The sequence below is a fragment of the Bacteroides caecimuris genome, assembly GCF_001688725.2.
Taxonomy (GTDB): domain Bacteria; phylum Bacteroidota; class Bacteroidia; order Bacteroidales; family Bacteroidaceae; genus Bacteroides; species Bacteroides caecimuris.
The window spans coordinates 318,431-337,531 of record NZ_CP015401.2 but is presented as its reverse complement, the minus strand read 5'-3'; the positions used below and the strand labels follow the sequence as shown (position 1 = coordinate 337,531).

General features: G+C 44.0%; 15 protein-coding genes. 1 reads left to right on the top strand and 14 read right to left on the bottom strand.

What is annotated here, in order from left to right; translation table 11 throughout:
• Positions 1-96: 96 nt before the first annotated feature.
• The 12 genes from A4V03_RS01245 to tig all read right to left on the bottom strand — a co-directional run bounded on the left by A4V03_RS01245 (position 97) and on the right by tig (position 16,605).
• Positions 97-1,284: an OmpA family protein gene (locus A4V03_RS01245; protein WP_065537648.1), complete on the bottom strand. Its 1,188-nt coding sequence runs from the start codon at positions 1,282-1,284 to the stop codon at positions 97-99.
• 102 nt (positions 1,285-1,386) lie between these two features.
• Entirely contained in the window at positions 1,387-3,291 is a 1,905-nt protein-coding gene (gene mutL, locus A4V03_RS01240; protein WP_065537647.1) for a DNA mismatch repair endonuclease MutL, read from the bottom strand.
• A gap of 15 nt (positions 3,292-3,306) precedes the next feature.
• The gene (locus tag A4V03_RS01235; protein ID WP_024987105.1) at positions 3,307-3,606 is read right to left on the bottom strand and encodes a hypothetical protein; all 300 of its coding nucleotides are present in this window, start codon (positions 3,604-3,606) and stop codon (positions 3,307-3,309) included.
• Position 3,607: 1 nt separating this feature from the next.
• On the bottom strand, positions 3,608-5,278 hold the full coding sequence (locus A4V03_RS01230) for an OstA-like protein (RefSeq protein ID WP_065537646.1): 1,671 nt from the start codon (positions 5,276-5,278) through the stop codon (positions 3,608-3,610).
• Between the two features lie 21 nt (positions 5,279-5,299).
• Positions 5,300-6,682, bottom strand: a complete 1,383-nt coding sequence (locus tag A4V03_RS01225; RefSeq protein WP_024987104.1) for a peptidylprolyl isomerase — start codon at positions 6,680-6,682, stop codon at positions 5,300-5,302.
• A gap of 9 nt (positions 6,683-6,691) precedes the next feature.
• Positions 6,692-7,537, bottom strand: coding sequence for a hypothetical protein (locus A4V03_RS01220; protein ID WP_065537645.1), 846 nt, complete (start codon positions 7,535-7,537; stop codon positions 6,692-6,694).
• Between the two features lie 54 nt (positions 7,538-7,591).
• Positions 7,592-9,136 (bottom strand): peptidylprolyl isomerase, encoded by a 1,545-nt coding sequence (locus A4V03_RS01215; protein ID WP_084081193.1) that lies wholly within the window; start codon positions 9,134-9,136, stop codon positions 7,592-7,594.
• A 149-nt stretch (positions 9,137-9,285) separates the two neighbouring features.
• Positions 9,286-10,764: an IMP dehydrogenase gene (gene guaB, locus A4V03_RS01210; protein WP_065537643.1), complete on the bottom strand. Its 1,479-nt coding sequence runs from the start codon at positions 10,762-10,764 to the stop codon at positions 9,286-9,288.
• A gap of 86 nt (positions 10,765-10,850) precedes the next feature.
• Positions 10,851-13,031: a DNA helicase RecQ gene (gene recQ / locus A4V03_RS01205; RefSeq protein ID WP_065537642.1), complete on the bottom strand. Its 2,181-nt coding sequence runs from the start codon at positions 13,029-13,031 to the stop codon at positions 10,851-10,853.
• Between the two features lie 167 nt (positions 13,032-13,198).
• Entirely contained in the window at positions 13,199-14,443 is a 1,245-nt protein-coding gene (gene clpX / locus A4V03_RS01200; protein ID WP_065537641.1) for an ATP-dependent Clp protease ATP-binding subunit ClpX, read from the bottom strand.
• Between the two features lie 2 nt (positions 14,444-14,445).
• On the bottom strand, positions 14,446-15,108 hold the full coding sequence (clpP, locus tag A4V03_RS01195; protein WP_065537640.1) for an ATP-dependent Clp endopeptidase proteolytic subunit ClpP: 663 nt from the start codon (positions 15,106-15,108) through the stop codon (positions 14,446-14,448).
• Positions 15,109-15,249: 141 nt separating this feature from the next.
• On the bottom strand, positions 15,250-16,605 hold the full coding sequence (tig, locus tag A4V03_RS01190; protein ID WP_065537639.1) for a trigger factor: 1,356 nt from the start codon (positions 16,603-16,605) through the stop codon (positions 15,250-15,252).
• Positions 16,606-17,281: 676 nt separating this feature from the next.
• Between tig and A4V03_RS01185 the strand changes: the two genes are divergently transcribed.
• A complete protein-coding gene (locus A4V03_RS01185) occupies positions 17,282-17,527 on the top strand; it encodes an RNA recognition motif domain-containing protein (protein WP_065537638.1) in 246 nt (81 codons plus the stop codon).
• Between the two features lie 60 nt (positions 17,528-17,587).
• Here the strand turns inward: A4V03_RS01185 and A4V03_RS01180 are convergent, their stop codons facing one another.
• Complete coding sequence (locus A4V03_RS01180) at positions 17,588-18,358, bottom strand: ABC transporter ATP-binding protein (protein WP_065537637.1); 771 nt, start codon at positions 18,356-18,358, stop codon at positions 17,588-17,590.
• Positions 18,355-19,098, bottom strand: a complete 744-nt coding sequence (locus tag A4V03_RS01175) for an MlaE family ABC transporter permease (RefSeq protein WP_004308627.1) — start codon at positions 19,096-19,098, stop codon at positions 18,355-18,357. The genes A4V03_RS01180 and A4V03_RS01175 overlap by 4 nt, the downstream gene beginning before the upstream one ends.
• Positions 19,099-19,101 lie beyond the last annotated feature (3 nt).

The window sequence follows — 19,101 nt, the reverse complement described above, 5'->3', positions numbered from 1 at the left end:
TGAAAGCGAAGACCATCTATTTTAAGGTCTGCTTTCAGCCGCTTTTCCTTTACAGCAAGCGATTACAGAGAATCGCTGAATGTTGAAATCACTTTATCACTTTGCAGTTTCTACTAGCACAACACGGTTCAGAATCGGCTGACCGAACTTATCGACGCCACCACCGGCAGCAACCTTCAAGTTATCAGCAGGAATTCCATACTTCTTAACCAGCAAGTCCTTAACAGCCTGTGCACGTTCCAAACTCAATTTTTGATTGAATTCCGGACTGCCTGTTGCAGAGTCTGCATATCCGTTGATAGTATAGGTAGTGCCCGGGAATTCTTTAATCCGGCCGGCAAGGTAAGACAAGTTCATCTCTTCTTGCGGAGACAATTTATCCGAACCAATCTTAAAGAATACGGTACGCGGAGCGATGTTAGAATCTGTGACGACTACTGCTTCAGCCTCCTCTACTTCGACCGGCTGTTGTGCATTGGCCAACTGCTGTTGCAACTGCATATTGGCGGCTGCCATCGCATTCATCCGGTTACGCATCTGATTCAATTCGAGTTCAGAGATAATCTGTGGCGTAGGACGTTGGAATCCGCGGGTCGGGAAATAATAAGTTATACCGATCGTAGCACCGAGGATACCGTCATAATCACGTTTGCCACCATGTTCGCCGTCAAATTTACCTTCCAAACCTGTTGCACTCAATTCAATATTCAAGTCAACAGCATTCGACAGACGGAAACGGTTGATGACACCTGCGTTGAAAGTAGCGGCATCGGTGTGAGGACGTGAGTAAGAATGAGCCCAGCCGGCACCGATATAAGGGATAATTTCATATACACGGTTCGGATTATATCCACCGAAAAGCGTGTTCAGGTTAATCATCAAATCACCGTGAAGGTTCATATAGTCCCATCTCTGTTTGTAAGAACCGTCTTCTCTCGAACCGCCGACTACATAATTAGCCGTTTCGTTCATAGTGAACCCCTTGGCTTGCAATCCGCTGTATTGCATACGCAATCCGAATCCCGGAGTTAGCCATTTGCCGACAGAGACGTTGAATGTAGGAGCCACGCGGTCTCTGAACTTGCCGATATGGTCATTATTGCCATACAACACCTGGGCACCGCCTCCTACAGAGAAAAACCAGTTGCTCCAGAACGGGTTGGTTAGCACTTGATATTTATCTTGTACCTGAATCACGTCGTATTCAGTTACCGTCATAGTCTGCTGCGCAGAAGCGACAGACGTAACACCGGCAAAAGCCAGCAACATCAGAATTTTTTTCATATACCTAATAGTTAAGTGGTTATTAAATCTTTTTCTTTGTTGAACTAATTAAATAACACGAACCAAACTAAAAGGTTTTAGAAAAAGATGAAATTATTTGCTTTATTTGAATAAACGTTCGATATCTTCTTCCCTGATTGTCGTCAGAACGGTCTTCCCATCCGGAGTATAATTCGGTGAGGGACAGGCAAAAAGATTATCTACAAGACTGACCATCTCTTCGTTGCCCAACACCTGCCCGTAGACGATTGCCGCCGCACGCGCCAACGTTAAGGCCAATATATTCTGTATTTCCTCCTTGACATCGTTCCCTTTTTCCATCGCCGTATGTAGCATATTACGCAACAATTCGACCGGATTCAGCCCTTCGATACCGGACGGAATACCATTGATAGCATAACTTCCGCCACCCAAATTGCTCAAGTCGAAACCTACTGCGGATAAATCCTCCATAATGCTTTGCAACACAGTCGCTTCCGAGGCCGGCAATTGCAAGATTTCGGGGAAAAGAACGCCTTGCGACACGCCTTGTTTCTGCTGAATCTGAATCATATACCGGTCGAAAAGCACCCGAATATGTGCCCTGTGCTGGTCAATAAGCATCAAACCGGATTTTACGGAAGTCAGAATAAAACGTCCTTTGAACTGCAAATGCTGGTTTCCTTTTTCTATCACAGGCTCGCTGGCGTATAAAGTGGGAGAAGCCATAGAGGTCACCATCTCCACCTTTTCTTCCATAACCGGCGTTCCTTCACTGACGGCAGAATCCTCCCACTCCATCTCAGGCTCCGGCATCGGGTTATTCATCTTGCTGGCTTTCGTCAGGCCGCCATACAAGTCTTCCCATTCCACTTTTGAACGGCTGTACGAACCACCGCCTGCACTACCTCCGGCAGACACTTTGAACGGATTATAATCCGAATTATAATGCACCTTGGGCGGCTCGGAAGTTGTCTTCTGTTCAAATGCCGGAATATCGGGCATATCTTCCGTATCAAAATCAATGGAAGGAATAGCGCTGAACTTCCCCAGTGACTCTTTTACCGAGGCTGAGAGTATCTGCCAGATGGCTTGTTCATTCTCAAACTTGATCTCAGTCTTAGTCGGGTGGATATTGACATCAATGTTAGCCGGATCTACTTCAAAATAGATAAAGTAGGAAATCTGCTCACCGGCAGGAATCAACTGCTCATAGGCTTCCATCACTGCCTTATGGAAATAAGGATGGCGCATATAACGTCCGTTGACGAAGAAATACTGATGGGAGCCTTTCTTACGAGCCGTTTCCGGTTTGGCTACATATCCGGAGACTTTCACCATAGTGGTATTCACATCTATATTGAGCAACTGCTGATTGAGCTTTTTACCGAAAATAGCCATAATGCGCTGGCGCAATGGGGATACCGGGAGATTGAAAAGCTCGGAATCATTGCTATAGAGCGAGAAAGCGACTTCCGGATGGACAAGGGCGATACATTCAAACTCAGCAAGGATATTACTCAGTTCGGTCGAATTCGCTTTCAGGAACTTACGGCGGGCAGGCACGTTGAAGAATAAGTTCTTCACGGAGAAATTGCTTCCCTTAGAGCAGGAAACAGCTTCCTGGCTCTCTACCGTAGAGCCTGCTATCACCAGTTTCGTACCCAATTCTTCCGATTCCGGGCGTGTCTTCAGTTCCACCTGAGCCACTGCGGCAATGGAAGCCAAGGCTTCTCCGCGAAAGCCCATCGTGCGCAAAGCAAACAAATCGGCAGCCTCACGTATCTTGGAAGTAGCATGGCGCTCGAAGGAAAGACGGGCATCCGTTTCGGACATTCCCTTTCCGTCGTCGATGACCTGGATGCTGGTCTTACCCGCATCAGTCACCAATACATGTATATTCCGCGCATCTGCATCAATCGCATTCTCCACCAGCTCCTTGATAACAGATGCCGGACGTTGTATCACTTCGCCGGCAGCAATCTGGTTGGCTACCGAATCAGGTAACAAATGAATAATATCGCTCATAGTCCAGTAAAAAAATTAAAACGACCAGCTTCCCGTCGCCAAATAATGCCACAAATACAAAAGGAAAGCAATGATAATCAATATGATTCCGAAAGAGGCCGGTTTGCGTCCACTTGCCTTTCTCCGTTTCAGGTGAGTGGTTCCTTCAATAAACTTGCCACGAATATCCTCCGGATTAAATTCTTTCTCCGGCAGCATGCCCAAGTCTCGCCTTGCCTTCTCTTCCATCTTGGCGAGCTTTTCCTTGCGCTCGTCTACATAAATGTATTGATGATTAAAGCCACGAGGTTTCCTCATCGAATTAAACATTCCCATACTACTTCATATTAATTAAGTTTCGCTTTTCTGTTTTCGGTCGCCGGTCGGTGGTGGGTTTCAGGGTTTCCCCTACCCGCTTGCTCCGCCAGTTGAAAATATCGTCTTTATTGAGTGGACGGACATAGTCGAACCACGCAAAGGTAGGAAGACGCAGTTTGTCGGCTGGTATCTGATCCATCGGATACATCGTTCCGTTGGACTTGCCGACAAACAGTCCCTTTTCCATCTTCTTGTCTTTCATGTAAAGATGGAGCACACTGCCTTCCAGACAATTGAATCCGGTCATCGTACTGTCCTTCTCTTCCGGATAGAAAGCGGTCTGGACATTGCCCACCACCTCGATATGCCGCATATCGCCATCTACGAAATAGGCTTTCATCTCCTTGCCGGACACTTGGTTGTAATGAATGGAATCTTTCATTTCCACCGTGAGCGCTTGGTTGATGATATGTGCCCAGTCGATGGTGCTGTCGTTCATATAAATCTTAATCTGCTCGCCCAATAGCTGCTGGCCGTCATTCCAAAGAATAGGGTCGACGTGCATGGTCATACAGGAGTCTTTCGAGTTATAAACCAGCGAGTCGCATACGCCCTGCACATCAGTGCGGTACATACGTACTTTATGGTAAGCCTTCATCAGGCGGAACAAAGAGTCGGTATTCAGATTGTAGGATACCATCTGCAAGGTATCTCCATGCATAAAGAGAGTGTCTCCCTGCGAATAATCAATGGCAACCGCCCGTTTGGTGGCAAAGGCGGAATCCGTCAATTCGTTATAGAAACAGTAATCGCCCGTCAGCATATTCTTATTGATAGTGTCCATCATCTTCACATTGTCGAACGCTTCGCCATAGCCGTTGATACGGTCATAAAACAAGCTGTCACCTACCAGTTTTTTCCCCTGGTTGGTCAGTACCGAACGGTCTAACAGTTCGGCTTGTTCGGTCATTGTGTTATAGAATCCACGTTCGGAATAGATGTGGTTATTATCGCTTACAATGTTTGAAGGACCGAGGATAACGGCAATTTTGTTGTCCGTATTATACCTCAAAGTATCAGAAGTCAATACAAACTTGGGATTAACGAGTTTCACATCGTGGTTGAACACTGACTGCTTCGTCGCAGGACTGTATTCCCCCCAGTCGGAAGTCAATACGTTCTCCTCGTCCATCAGGGTTCCTCCCTCAAAGTAATAGCCGAGGTCATAGAGACGGTCGTAGTTCAGACTATCCGTCAGCAAAGTTGTATTGCGGTTTATCATCTTCACGTTTCCACGGAGTTGCGCAATCTGCGCCATTCCGTCGTAGAAAAGGTAATCACCGTATATAAATAAGGTGTCGCCCTGCTCCATACGCACGTTACTGAAGGCTTCCACAGAGTTGGTTTTCTCGAAAATCAAGGCACTGTCGCAGTACATATACATACTGTCGTGACGCATCTGCACGTTGCCAATCAGCACTTGCACATCAGGACGTGCCAACTTGTCCGCCTGACCTTCGTCAGCGTGGAGCAAATAAACTTTCGTTTTTTTATTCTCCGGCTGCTTCTTGTTATCCGATGGTTTCCCGGGGTTTTGCGCCACGAGACATACACCAAACAGGCATAGAAAGCCTATAAGAAGCCATCTATGCCTGTCTTGTTGTTTATCTTTCTTATTTTGTCTCAGCATATAAAGTCAAGCTGTTAAACATCAATCCTTCTTCACCCAACCCGGGTATTTGAAGTCACATTTCTGCCAGTTTTCATTGATACGTACATACGTATTCTTCTGCTTGTTCAGAATCCACTTCTGCAGCATCTCTTCACGGCGTTTATCCATCACGATTTCCTTCAAGTCCTGATAGTCTTCTGCAATGGTAGCCTTATGACCGTTGATTTTCGCTTTCAATTTCACGATAGCACATACCTCTCTTCCGTCCTTTTCGTTTATCATTGTAAAGGCTTTTGAAATCTCGCCTACGTTCATCCTGTCTACCACCTTAGCTACGTCCTGCGGAAGGTCCTGCATCTGGAACTTGGAAGTAGTAACACCTGAATTCTCGTTGATATTCACCATGATACCATGGTTGTTGCGGGTATCCTTATCTTGTGAGATAACAGCAGCCGCTTCATCGAACGTGAATTTGCTGGCACGGATATCATCTGCGATAGAATCGAGACGTGCACAAGCTTCGGTCAGTTCTTTTTCTGACACTTTCGGACGCAACAGGATATGGCGGGTATTGACACGGTCGCCACGTTTTTCAATCAACTGGATGATGTGGTAACCAAATTCCGACTCTACAATCTTGGATACCTTCTTCGGGTCCTGCAAGCTGAATGCCACATTCGCATAAGACGGGTCCATCATGCCACGGCCCATGAATCCGCACTCACCACCTTTGATGGCAGACGCTTTATCTTCCGAATAGAGACGCGCCAATGTAGAGAAGTCGATTTCTCCCTTTGTCACACGATCCGTATAGCCACGCAGCCTTTTCTTCACATCTTCAATTTCCGCAATAGGTATTTTAGGTTGCAGAGTGATAATCTGCACTTCCACCTGTGTCGGGATATAGGGGATACTGTCCAGCGGAAGGTCTTTGAAGTAACGGCGCACTTCTGCCGGAGTCACTTTGATTTCCCCTACCAGTTTCTGCTGCATCTTCTGCACCGTCAGTCCGTCACGTGCATTGTCACGCAATGTCTCACGAATTTGTGTCGCGGTTTTGTTGAAATACTCTTCCATTTTTTCTTTAGAACCAATCTGCTGGATATACATATTGGTCATCATATCTACACGCTGTATGATTTCCGCTTCGGAAACTTCGATACTATCCAACTTTGCCTGGTGCAAGAACAGCTTCTGCACGGCAATTTCTTCGGGAATTACACAATAAGGGTCGCCGTCGAATCTGCGTCCGTTATACAGGGCATCCATACGTGCCTCTTCTACATCTGATTTTAAAATAGCTTCGTCACCTACTACCCAAACTACTTCATCAACCACATTGTCCTGTGCATAAGTTGCCACATTAGCAAACACTGCCAGGATAAGGGTAACAACAAATCTAAAGTTCACAAACTTCTTCATTCTTTGTATTTAATAATTATATATAATCTTCTTCTTGCTTGCCGCTTGCTGATACAGGTCACTCTTCACTTGTTCCATAAAGCTCACCCGCTTCTGATTGACCAGCAGGTCTTTCACTTCCGCCCGGGCAAACTCATACGGTTTTTCCTCTCCTGCCCCGCGATAGTCGCTCACATTCAGGAAATAATAAAATGCCGTATCTTTCAGTTCTACCTGCCGGTGCTTGTTCACATATTCTTCCGGCGCTTCCACTTTCAACGGAATCAGGTCCAGCACATCTGTCACCGACACCCATTTGTCGTAGAAGTATGCGTATTTCACCGCATTCTGCAAACTATATTTCTCAAGGCTTTCCACAGCATCCTGCTTATCCGACTTATACCATCTACGGACATTGTTCAACTGTGGAGCCGTCAGAGGTACTTTTATAAACAGTCCCTTTATCAACGGGCTTTCCAATTTAAACAGTTCCTTGTTCTTCCCGTAATACTCCGCAATCTCCTGTTCGGGAATATCCCTCGTCAATTTCTGATTAATCAACTCCTGCTGATACGTATGCATAATCAACGCCTTCCGGTAATTCTCCACCAATTTGTCTACATCCACATTATCGGGAATATTGTTCGCAGCTTTTTCATACAACAAAATCTCTTCCGCCCAACTACGAATATAGTGTTCGGTGAAGAGAATACTATCGTCTTTTGACAATCCGACCGGAAGCACGGACATCAAATCTTCTTTATATAAAAAGTTACCGTCCACCTCTACCAAAGGAGTCTTTCCTTTGTGGTCGCGCTGTTCCTTGCACGCTCCACAAGTAAGAAGGGTAATCAGTAAGAGGACTAATATTCGCATTGGCAACTGAAATCTACTTATTTAAGGTACGAAGATAGTGAATAATCGGTTACATCAGTTATTATTAACTGTTTTTAAAACCTCTTGGTTTATTTCAACCTTACCGGACTCCCTCAATTCCCGTGTCCAGTACGTGTCAAGATAGATTCGATAATCCTTCCGGACGCAGTCTATTACTTCCCGATAATCATCCGGCCCCTTCTGTTTTTTGCCACACACAATGGTAAAAGGATAAGACATCACGGGTTCATATCCGCCCTTCTTGAAAACCAGTTTATCTACATATTTATTATCTCCGTCGGCAAAAATCCCTTGTTCAATCTGTATCTTTTCCGTACCGGATGCATTAAATGTTTGCCGAAGTTTATCCACCCATTCATTTTCCGGCAGTTTCTTCAGCATTTTTTTCGCCTGTTTAGCGGTCTTTTTGTCTGCACAATGAAGAACCACTCCTTTATAACGCGGGCTATCCCAACGATAATCGGATGAGTGAAACTTGAAATAAGTAGCTAACCCGGCACGGTCATTCATAGCGGGCAAATCTACTTTCTGCCGTGTCACCTCTTTTATGAGATACTCCCCATTGGATTTCTGTAGGGCATAACGGATTTCGGGATGCCTTTTATCTATGTTTTTGCTTTCATAATCCAATAACGATTTGGCAATAAAAGCATCGAGCCGGCGTTTGACAGCCTGCGGATGAGAAGCGGCAAACCGCTTAAACAAATTTCCGGTATAGCTCTGTCCGTCAATGGTGAACAATGTTTGTCCTGTCTTTCCTATTGCTAACAGTTCTTCCATACCTGCCTGGTTCGGAGTATATCGCCAGTCTTTTTTCAACCGTTCCACCACTTTCTCGGTAGCTTTATCCAATATCTCCCTGCTCCGCATACGTTCTGTCAGTTTATCGGCAACTTCCTCATAGGCAGGCATATCTTTCCGGTCTGTCACTTTCAGGATATGAATTCCCGCAGGAGTAAAGAACGGCTGGGATATTTCGCCTTTCGACAGAGCGAAAGCTACATCTTCAAATTCGGTGGTGGTCTGCAAACTTTCTATCCAACGGGACTGCTTGTCATCCGAATATTTTTCCACCAAACGGGAGAACTCCAGTCCGGGTTGATTTTGTATAGCCCGGTAGATAGAGTCCATACGGGTCTTTTGCTCTTCCAGATGACGGGAGGTAATCGTTTGCGGCAAGTATTTAAAAATCTGCATGACCTGTACTTGTCCGGGACGTGCTTTTAGTCCCATCTTCTGATACAAGACACGAGCACAACTATCCAACGTCGGTTTATCTATCAGATAAGATTCCGTCAGTCTGGCACGCGCAACTTCCTGTTGCTTGCGAAAAGCGGAAGTCGTATCAAGTCCGACAGCTTTTGCCGCTTCGACCATCTGCACGGATCGAGCAAAAAGCACCGCATACTCCTTTGGAGAAAGATTACCGTCTTCGCCAACCGCATTGTGCCGATAGGAATATTCGAACTCCGAACGGGATATGTCTCTCCCGTTGACACGCATCAACACAGGATCTTCCTGAGCAAAGACCAAAACTGCGAAGAAACAAATACACCCAAACAACAGACTTCTTTTCATCATCAATTCTTATTTTCCCAACAACAATAACAAGCATCAAAACCAGCGAGTGGTGAAAAAACAACGAACGGTGAGCAGCAAACATCTGCTGATTGACACAGCGTGTTCACCGTTCACCGTTAGCATTAACAGTTCACCGTTTATATATGTTATTCCGGACGGCTATAATTAGGCGATTCACTGGTAATCGTCACATCGTGCGGATGGCTTTCCATTACACCTGCATTGGTAATACGGGTAAACTTAGCGTCGTGAAGTTTCTCAATATTAGCAGCACCGCAGTATCCCATACCTGCACGCAGACCACCTGACAACTGATAAACCACTTCGAAGAGTGTGCCTTTATAAGGTACACGCGCTGCGATTCCTTCCGGAACGAGCTTCTTCACATCAGCTGTTCCACTCTGGAAGTAGCGGTCTTTCGAACCGTTCTCCATCGCTTCCAACGATCCCATACCGCGATAGGATTTGAATTTACGACCATTGAAAATGATTGTGTCGCCCGGAGATTCCTCTGTTCCGGCAACCAATGATCCGATCATAACACTATATCCACCGGCAGCCAACGCTTTTACCACATCGCCCGAATAACGCAAACCGCCATCGGCAATCAAAGGAATGCCTGTACCTTTCAGCGCTTTCGCCACATCATATACAGCAGACAACTGTGGAACACCTACACCGGCAACTACACGAGTAGTACAGATAGAACCCGGACCGATACCTACTTTCACAGCATCCGCTCCTGCTTCTACCAAAGCTTTTGCTGCTGCTCCGGTAGCAATATTACCCACTACAATATCAATATTCGGGAAACGTTTCTTCGCTTCTCTCAGTTTCTCAATAACAAACATAGAGTGACCGTGAGCCGTATCAATAACGATGGCATCCGCACCCGCATCCACCAAAGCCTGCATACGGTCCAGCGTATCGGCAGTCACACCTACACCGGCAGCTACACGCAAACGGCCTTTGGCATCTTTACAAGCCATCGGTTTATCTTTAGCTTTTGTAATATCCTTATAAGTGACAAGGCCAATCAACTTTCCATCCATTCCCACAATCGGAAGTTTCTCAATCTTGTGTTTCTGAAGAATCTGAGCAGCAGATTCCAAGTCGGTAGACTGGTTTGTAGTCACCAATTTTTCTTTCGGCGTCATGACAAGGTCGATATGTTTTGTCATATCTCTTTCAAAACGCAAATCTCTGTTAGTGACAATACCCACCAAGTAACCTTCATCATCCACCACAGGGATACCGCCGATTTTGTATTCCGCCATGATGTCCAATGCATTCTGAACAGTAGAACCTCTTTTAATCGTCACAGGGTCATAAATCATACCATTTTCGGCACGCTTCACGATAGCGACTTGTCTTGCCTGTTCTTCGATAGACATATTTTTGTGAATCACACCGATACCGCCTTCACGAGCAATGGCAATAGCCATTTTCGCTTCGGTAACCGTATCCATGGCAGCCGTCACAAAAGGAATTTTTAACTCAATGTTTTTTGAAAACTTTGTCGAGAGGTCGACAGTGCGCGGTAAAACTTCAGAATAAGCGGGGATCAACAATACATCGTCGTAAGTCAACCCATCCATTACAATCTTATCAGCAATAAATGACATAGGGCTATGCGTTTAAAAATTATTGCGTGCAAATATACAGTTTTTATTCAAAACTGCATACCTGCACGCCTGTTTTTTTCGCTTTTTTAATTAGCCATTTCAGAGATGAACTTAATACGTACCAAGCGAACTTCCTCTTCAGTGAAGTCATCGCCTAATTCATCAAGCGCATCATCAATCTTATCTGTGGTAGATTCCTTGAAATAATCGTAGATATCGAGCATGTGATCTTCATCCATAATTTCTTCCAGGAAATAATCAATATTCAGTTTGGTTCCCGAATAGACGATAGCTTCTACCTCGTCCAAGAGTTCACCAAATTCGATACCTTTGGAAAGAGCGATATCGTCCAACGCCACTTTGCGGTCAATAGCTTGAATAATAGCCACCTTCATCTTTGACTTATTGGCAACGGTACGTACACGCAAATCCTCAGGACGCTCTATTTCATTCTCTTCGCAATGGCGCTTAATCAGTTTACAGAACTCCTCACCATAGCGTTTTGCTTTTCCGGCACCTACGCCGGGGATATTTTGCAGTTCGTCCAGTGTTACCGGATAGATAGTAGCCATTGCCTCCAAAGACGGATCCTGGAATATTACATAAGGCGGAACTTCCAGTTTCTTCGAGAGTTTCTTCCGCAGGTCTTTCAACATTGAGTAGAGAGCCGGGTCTACCGCACAAGAGCCCCCGCCACGTGCCGGTGCCTCTTCCTCTACCTCTTCAAAGTCATTATCCTCGGTAATCTTGAATGATTTCGGCTTTTTCAGGAACTTATGTCCTGCCTCTGTCACTTTCAGGAGTCCGTAATGCTCCACATCCTTGCTCAAGTAACCCGCTATCAAAGCCTGGCGAATCACCGCATTCCATGTTTTGTCTTCTTCACCCATACCGGAACCGAAAACCTCAAGGTCTTCATGCAAATGCGCCTGTACTTCCGAAGTTTCTTTGCCTTGTAGTATGTCTATTATATAATCTGCTTTAAAATTTTCTTTCACCGCGATAATCGCTTCAATCACGGTACACAATAATTCTTGAGCCTCCACTTGTTTCTTAGGGTTTAAACAGTTGTCACAATTTCCACAATTCTCCTCCGTGTATTCTTCGCCGAAATAATGCAGCAACGTCTTGCGCCGGCATACGGAAGATTCGGCATAAGCAGCGGTTTCCAACAGAAGCTGCTTGCCAATTTCCTGCTCTGCCACAGGTTTTCCTTGCATGAACTTCTCAAGTTTCTGCAAGTCTTTGTTTGTATAAAAGGTTATGCACTGACCTTCGCCTCCATCTCTGCCGGCGCGTCCTGTCTCCTGGTAATATCCTTCCAAGCTCTTCGGAATATCATAGTGAATCACAAACCGTACATCGGGTTTGTCTATTCCCATACCGAAAGCGATAGTAGCCACAATGACATCCACCTTTTCCATCAGGAAGTCATCCTGATTCTTGGTTCTCGCTACCGAATCCATCCCCGCATGATACGGGCGCGCATTAATGCCGTTCGCCTGAAGGATTTCGGCAAGTTCTTCCACTCTTTTCCGGCTCAGACAATAGATAATACCTGATTTTTCCGGATTGTTCTTGATGAACTTGATTATATCCCGGTCGATATTGGCGGTTTTCGCGCGTACCTCATAATATAGGTTTGGACGATTGAACGAAGATTTGAAGACCTGAGCATCTACCATTCCCAGATTTTTCTGGATATCATGCTGTACCTTTGGTGTCGCTGTTGCGGTCAACGCAATCAACGGAGCCTTTCCTATTTCGTTGATAATAGGGCGAATTCGACGGTATTCCGGTCGGAAGTCATGTCCCCATTCAGAAATACAGTGAGCTTCGTCTACTGCGTAGAACGAAATCTTCACCGAACGCAAAAATTCTACATTTTCTTCTTTCGTCAGCGATTCCGGCGCCACATATAGCAATTTTGTCTTTCCGGCAAGGATGTCCGACCTCACTTGGTCTATCGCTCCTTTGTTTAATGAAGAATTGATAAAATGGGCGATGCCATCTTCTTCACTGAAATTGCGCATTGCATCCACTTGATTCTTCATCAACGCAATAAGCGGAGAAATTACAATTGCCGTACCTTCCATCAAGAGCGAAGGTAGCTGATAGCATAAAGATTTCCCGCCACCGGTAGGCATCAGTACAAAGGTATCTTTACCATCGAGCAAGTTGCTAATGATCGCTTCCTGGTTTCCCTTGAACTTGTTAAATCCGAAATACTTCTTCAGTTCATCTGTTAAATTAATCTTCCTTGCCATCTTAACTTAGGTTGTTTTATTCAGTTCATGGTTTAACTTTAGTAGGCTCCCTCCTTCAAGAGAGCCAAACAAAGTTATAAACAACTTCGTAATTACCAAGCAAAATGCGACTAATATTTTTAAGAAAATACAGTTACGATCATCTTTCGTTGTCTTACTCTCTGATTTTAAGCAGTTTGCAGTCGTGCTATATTCGCTTTTTCCAGTTGCATCTTTGCATAATCCAGCGTCACCTTATACTCTTTTTTGTCCTCTGAAGGGATTTCAAACATGACATCCATCATGATTGTTTCCACAATAGAGCGCAAACCGCGGGCACCCAGCTTATATTCTACCGCCTTATCGACGATATATTCGAAGACAGCATCTTCAAATGTGAGCTTGATACCATCCATTTCAAACAGTTTGATGTACTGCTTGATGATAGAGTTTTTCGGTTCGGTGAGGATAGCACGAAGCGCATCCCGATCCAACGGATTCAAATAGGTCAGTACCGGAAGACGACCGATAATTTCGGGAATCAGTCCGAATGACTTCAAATCCTGCGGAGCGATGTACTGCATCATGTTATTCTTGTCCACCGTCGCTGTTTTCTGCGACGCCGTATAACCTACGACATGTGTATTCAACCGTTGGGCGATCTTCTTTTCGATACCGTCAAAAGCACCGCCACAGATAAAGAGAATATTTTTGGTATTTACCGGAATCATCTTCTGGTCCGGATGCTTACGACCACCCTGGGGAGGTACGTTCACAACAGAACCTTCGAGTAATTTCAGTAATCCCTGCTGTACACCTTCACCGCTCACATCGCGAGTGATAGAAGGGTTATCTCCTTTGCGGGCAATCTTGTCGATCTCGTCGATAAACACAATACCCTGCTCTGCTTCAGGCACATTATAATCTGCCACTTGAAGCAAACGGGTTAAAATACTTTCGATATCTTCGCCTACATAACCAGCCTCTGTCAGCACCGTAGCATCTACAATAGTAAACGGCACATGTAGCAATTTGGCAATCGTACGTGCAAGCAACGTCTTTCCAGTTCCGGTACTACCTACCATAATAATGTTCGACTTTTCAATCTCCACATCATCCCCGCTGTCTTTTTGCAACAGACGCTTATAATGGTTATAGACCGATACGGAAAGGAAGCGTTTCGCATCATCCTGTCCGATCACATACTGGTCGAGGAATTTCTTGATTTCTACCGGTTTGGGCAGTTCTTTTAAATTGAGTTTGGTAGCACCCGCACTTTTCTTGCCTTCGCCCAATGCTTCTTGAGTGATCTCATAAGCCTGGGTAGCACAACTGTCGCAGATATAGCCATTCATTCCCGTAATCAGGAATCCGACTTCATTCTCCGACCGTCCACAGAAGCTACACCTTTTCTTTGTCTTTGAATCAGCCATTTTTATTTCTTAATCAATACCTCATCAATCATACCGTATTCTTTCGCTTCCTGAGCTGTCATCCAGTAGTCGCGGTCAGAGTCCGCCCATACTTTATCAAAATCAGTATGCGAATGATCGGCGATGATCGTATAAAGTTCTTTCTTCAATTTCTGAATCTCACGAGCTGTGATTTCAATGTCCGATGCTTGTCCTTGCGCACCACCCATCGGCTGGTGAATCATCACACGTGAGTGAGGCAGCGCAGAACGTTTACCTTCAGCACCGGCAACAAGCAATACTGCCGCCATTGAAGCTGCCATACCTGTACAGATTGTAGCAACATCACTAGAAATAAACTGCATCGTATCATAAATACCCAGTCCGGCGTATACACTTCCGCCCGGAGAGTTGATATAGATAGAGATATCCTTACTCGGATCAACAGAATCCAAATACAGCAACTGTGCCTGAAGCGTATTCGCTGTATAGTCATCTACTTGTGTACCGAGGAAAATGATGCGGTCCATCATCAAACGGGAAAAAACATCGAGTTGAGTAACATTCAACTGTCTTTCTTCCAAAATATAGGGATTCAAATACCCGGCCTGCGATTTAATCACATCATCCAATACCATGCCATTCATTCCTAAATGCTTGGTTGCGTATTTTCTAAAATCATCCATTTAATTGTTCCTTTCTTATAAATTAAAATAAACGTAAGTACAAAGAAACGAAAAAGAATACAGAGACACAAAAAAACACAGAGTTATAATTTTATAAAAACTCTGTGTTTCTGTGACTTTATATTCTATTCAACCGAATGATTATTCAAACATCTTATTGAATTCTTCGATTGAAACGTTCTTGTTTTCCAAAGTAACCTGCGCTTTCAGAGCAGCAGCCAACTTCACTTCTACAACACGACTTACCAGGTTATTGATAGTTTCTTTCTTCTTCAACATCTCCTGTGCATAGTTGTCAAGCACATCATCAGGGATAGACAACATACCGTATTGAGCAAACTGTGCCTTCGTTGTTTCTCTAGCCATCTTCAGAACATCTTCCTGCTCAACTTTGATATCGTTTGCTTCAACTAACTGTTCCTTAATCAGGTGCCAAGTCAGTTCTTCAATACTCTTATCATAGTTTTCAGCAACATATTCTTCGCCCTTTTCTTCGTTGTTCAACAACATGATACGTTTCAGCAGAGCGTCAGAGAATTCCAACTTACCTACTTTTTCCATCATCACTTTGCGAATATCGATCAGGAACTTATAATCGCTGTCAGCAACAAATCTTGCTGCGATTTCTTCTTTAATCTTAGCACGGAATTCTTCTTCAGTCTTCACAACACCTTCGCCGAACGCCTGGTCGAACACTTCCTGAGTCAATTCACCCGGAATAAAACGAGTGATTTCTTCTACCTGGAAGCTGAAGTCAGACTTAACGTCTTTCGCAATTTCCTTGTCGATCTTCAACAAAGAACCTAGTTCAGCAGCATGTCCGTCATAAGCAACATTCGGATTGAACACCAATACATCATTTACTTTTGCGTTAGCAAAAATAGCTTTCTGATCGTCATTCTTCATATAAGCAGGCATCAATACTGCAGCTTCTACCTGAATACCACCTTCTTTTGTATTGCCTTCTTCGTCCAACTGTGCCAGCAGACCTTTCAACATATCATTATCTTCGTAAGCGTCTACCTTATCATACTTACCAGTGCGTTGAGTGTACATCTTCACCTGGTTGTCGACCATTTCTTCAGAAACTTCGATAGAATAATAATCTACTTTATCTTGAGCGCTTACTTCTGCTTTAAATTCAGGTGCCAAAGCGATATCGAACACGAAATCGAACTCTTCCATTGTATCGAAATCAATATTCTGTTGCTTTTCTTCGTTAGGCAACGGCTCGCCCAACATATTCACCTTATTCTCTTTAATATAATTGTAAACAGCTTCTTGCAATGTCTTATTGACAACTTCTGCAATCACCGATTTACCATACATCTTTTTAATAAGACTTGTCGGCACCATACCTTTACGGAATCCCGGAATCTGTGCCTTCTGACGGAGTGATTTCAACTCTTTGTCTACTTTCTCCTGATAATCTGCTTTCTCAAGCTTTACAGTAAGCTCTGCGCTTACTTTGTCAATGTTTTGTAATGAAACGTTCATTCTGACAATTATTTATTTGATTTATACTTTGTTCTATACTCAAAGAGGGTGCAAAATTAGTGCTAATCTTTCAAATTTCAAAAGACATTGCAGATTTATTTTCAGCAACACCACCCATCTTTCACACATCTCTTATTAATTATTTCATCCATTCCGCATATATAAACAACATTAAACCATTAGCAACAACCACGCTGCAGCTCCCCGGTCCATTTTTCTCCGTCAAGCGAGCGCCCATAACGGAGCATCAAAAAGGCAGACTGTTTGAGCCTAGCAAGTTTCTGCCCTTTAGTATAGTGAAGGAAGCAAGTAGAAGATAAAAGTCAGCCTTGAAAAGCCTGATTTAGCAAGTGTAACTACAAGTTCACTTGCAGATACCCAATATGAGAACTTTCTTGAAGTATTATTTGGTTCTTTCTTTTCTTTCAAGAGAAAAGGACAGAACTTTTTTTTCTGATAATCCGCAAATTAACCTTCCAAAAAGATGATTAATCCAAAAATTATTCTTTTCTTTGCTGCGGATTGATGGACCATTAGTTTCTCGATTTGATTACAAGGTTTTTACTTCCGTTACGAAACGCATTTGTAAACTCTCTGTCGTTTTAATCTTTTTATTAGTAACCATCTGTCCAGAGAGTTTTATTTATTCATTTATTTATTTTTTATCATTTTCATTATGAACATTTATGTTGGAAACCTTAACTACCGCGTTAAGGAAGGAGATCTGCAACAAGTGATGGAGGATTACGGAGCAGTGTCATCAGTTAAAATTATTATGGACCGCGAAACAGGCAGATCGAAAGGATTCGCTTTCATCGAAATGGAAGACGACGCTGCAGCTGCAAAAGCTATTGCTGAATTAAACGGAGCTGAATACATGGGCCGTACAATGGTAGTTAAAGAAGCTAGACCTAGAGCTTAATTGCCGACGCTAATATAGCTAATAAAAAAACTTCTGTCACCCGATGACAGAAGTTTTTTATTACCCTTCCATTCCCTGCACTTCCACGTCCTTTACCTTACGGAGCAAGTCTGAAGCAAAGATAAAGTTATTCAGCCGTTCGTTGGTTGAGGTAAAGATATCATCTTTTGTTCCTTCCCACTCTTTATGTCCTTCATAAATATAAATCACCTTCTCGCCAATTCCCAATACAGAGTTCATATCATGCGTATTGATAATGGTCGTCATGTTATATTCCTGAGTAATATCGTGGATAAGATCATCAATCACCAATGACGTTTTCGGATCAAGTCCCGAGTTGGGTTCATCACAAAACAAATATTGCGGATTCAGGGCAATCGCACGTGCAATAGCCACACGCTTCTGCATCCCCCCACTGATTTCTCCCGGAAACTTATCTTTCGCTTCCCCCAGATTCACACGATCCAAGCAGAACATCGCCCGTTTGGTACGCTCACGCAAAGTATCATTGCTAAACATATTCAACGGAAACATCACATTGTCCAACACCGTCATCGAGTCAAACAGAGCCGCACTCTGGAAAATCATCCCCATCTCCTTGCGAAGCATCTTTTTCTCCTTCTTCCCCATCAAGACAAGGTTACGTCCGTCATACAAGACTTCCCCTTTCTCTGGAGTGAGCAATCCTACAATACACTTCATCAATACCGTCTTACCGGAGCCACTCTGACCGATAATCAAGTTCGTCTTTCCATTTTCAAAATCAGCATTGATATCACTCAATACCGTTTTATCATCAAATGATTTATAAAGTCCTTTAATCTCAATCATCCCATCAAAAGTTTAGTTAATATCAAGTCCGCAAACAGAATTAATACACTGCTGGATACTACGGCATCCGTAGAAGCCTTTCCCACAGCAATCGATCCACCATCTACCGTATATCCGAAGAAAGCAGACACACTTGCAATAATAAACGCGAAAAAGAGGGATTTGATGATACCAGCCCAAATAAACCACTCCACAAACATATATTGCAATCCATATTCCAGATCGACCGCATTCATCACCCCGGCAAACCAACAGGTGCAAAAAGCACCAATAATTCCGGCAAAGATACTGAACGTCACTAAAATAGGAATCACAGTTACCATCGCCGTAATCTTAGGCAGAATCAGATAGTTTGCCGAATTGATACCCATAATTTCGAGCGCGTCAATCTGCTGCGTCACCCGCATCGTTCCTAATTCCGAAGCAATATTCGATCCTACTTTTCCCGCAAGAATCAAACACATGATGGAGGAAGAAAATTCCAGCAACATAATTTCACGTGTCACATACCCCACTGTCCAGCGAGGCATCCACGGACTTTCGATATTCAACTTGATCTGGATGGTAATAACCGCGCCGATGAAAAACGAAATCAGCAGCACGATGCCGATGGAGTTCACACCTAGTTGCTCCAACTCGTTAAGGTATTGCCGGAAGAACATACGCATACGTTCAGGACGGGAAAAAGTCCGTCCCATCAGCATGAAATATCTTCCGACGGTTCTCAATGCTTTTATCATAAC

Excerpts from the sequence above, each read along its gene's own strand:
- A4V03_RS01245 (WP_065537648.1), bottom strand. The coding sequence starts at position 1,284 with ATGAAAAAAATTCTGATGTTGCTGGCTTTTGCCGGTGTTACGTCTGTC.
- mutL (WP_065537647.1), bottom strand. The coding sequence starts at position 3,291 with ATGAGCGATATTATTCATTTGTTACCTGATTCGGTAGCCAACCAGATT.
- A4V03_RS01235 (WP_024987105.1), bottom strand. The coding sequence starts at position 3,606 with ATGGGAATGTTTAATTCGATGAGGAAACCTCGTGGCTTTAATCATCAA.
- A4V03_RS01230 (WP_065537646.1), bottom strand. The coding sequence starts at position 5,278 with ATGCTGAGACAAAATAAGAAAGATAAACAACAAGACAGGCATAGATGG.
- A4V03_RS01225 (WP_024987104.1), bottom strand. The coding sequence starts at position 6,682 with ATGAAGAAGTTTGTGAACTTTAGATTTGTTGTTACCCTTATCCTGGCA.
- A4V03_RS01220 (WP_065537645.1), bottom strand. The coding sequence starts at position 7,537 with ATGCGAATATTAGTCCTCTTACTGATTACCCTTCTTACTTGTGGAGCG.
- A4V03_RS01215 (WP_084081193.1), bottom strand. The coding sequence starts at position 9,136 with ATGAAAAGAAGTCTGTTGTTTGGGTGTATTTGTTTCTTCGCAGTTTTG.
- guaB (WP_065537643.1), bottom strand. The coding sequence starts at position 10,764 with ATGTCATTTATTGCTGATAAGATTGTAATGGATGGGTTGACTTACGAC.
- recQ (WP_065537642.1), bottom strand. The coding sequence starts at position 13,031 with ATGGCAAGGAAGATTAATTTAACAGATGAACTGAAGAAGTATTTCGGA.
- clpX (WP_065537641.1), bottom strand. The coding sequence starts at position 14,443 with ATGGCTGATTCAAAGACAAAGAAAAGGTGTAGCTTCTGTGGACGGTCG.
- clpP (WP_065537640.1), bottom strand. The coding sequence starts at position 15,108 with ATGGATGATTTTAGAAAATACGCAACCAAGCATTTAGGAATGAATGGC.
- tig (WP_065537639.1), bottom strand. The coding sequence starts at position 16,605 with ATGAACGTTTCATTACAAAACATTGACAAAGTAAGCGCAGAGCTTACT.
- A4V03_RS01185 (WP_065537638.1), top strand. The coding sequence starts at position 17,282 with ATGAACATTTATGTTGGAAACCTTAACTACCGCGTTAAGGAAGGAGAT.
- A4V03_RS01180 (WP_065537637.1), bottom strand. The coding sequence starts at position 18,358 with ATGATTGAGATTAAAGGACTTTATAAATCATTTGATGATAAAACGGTA.
- A4V03_RS01175 (WP_004308627.1), bottom strand. The coding sequence starts at position 19,098 with ATGATAAAAGCATTGAGAACCGTCGGAAGATATTTCATGCTGATGGGA.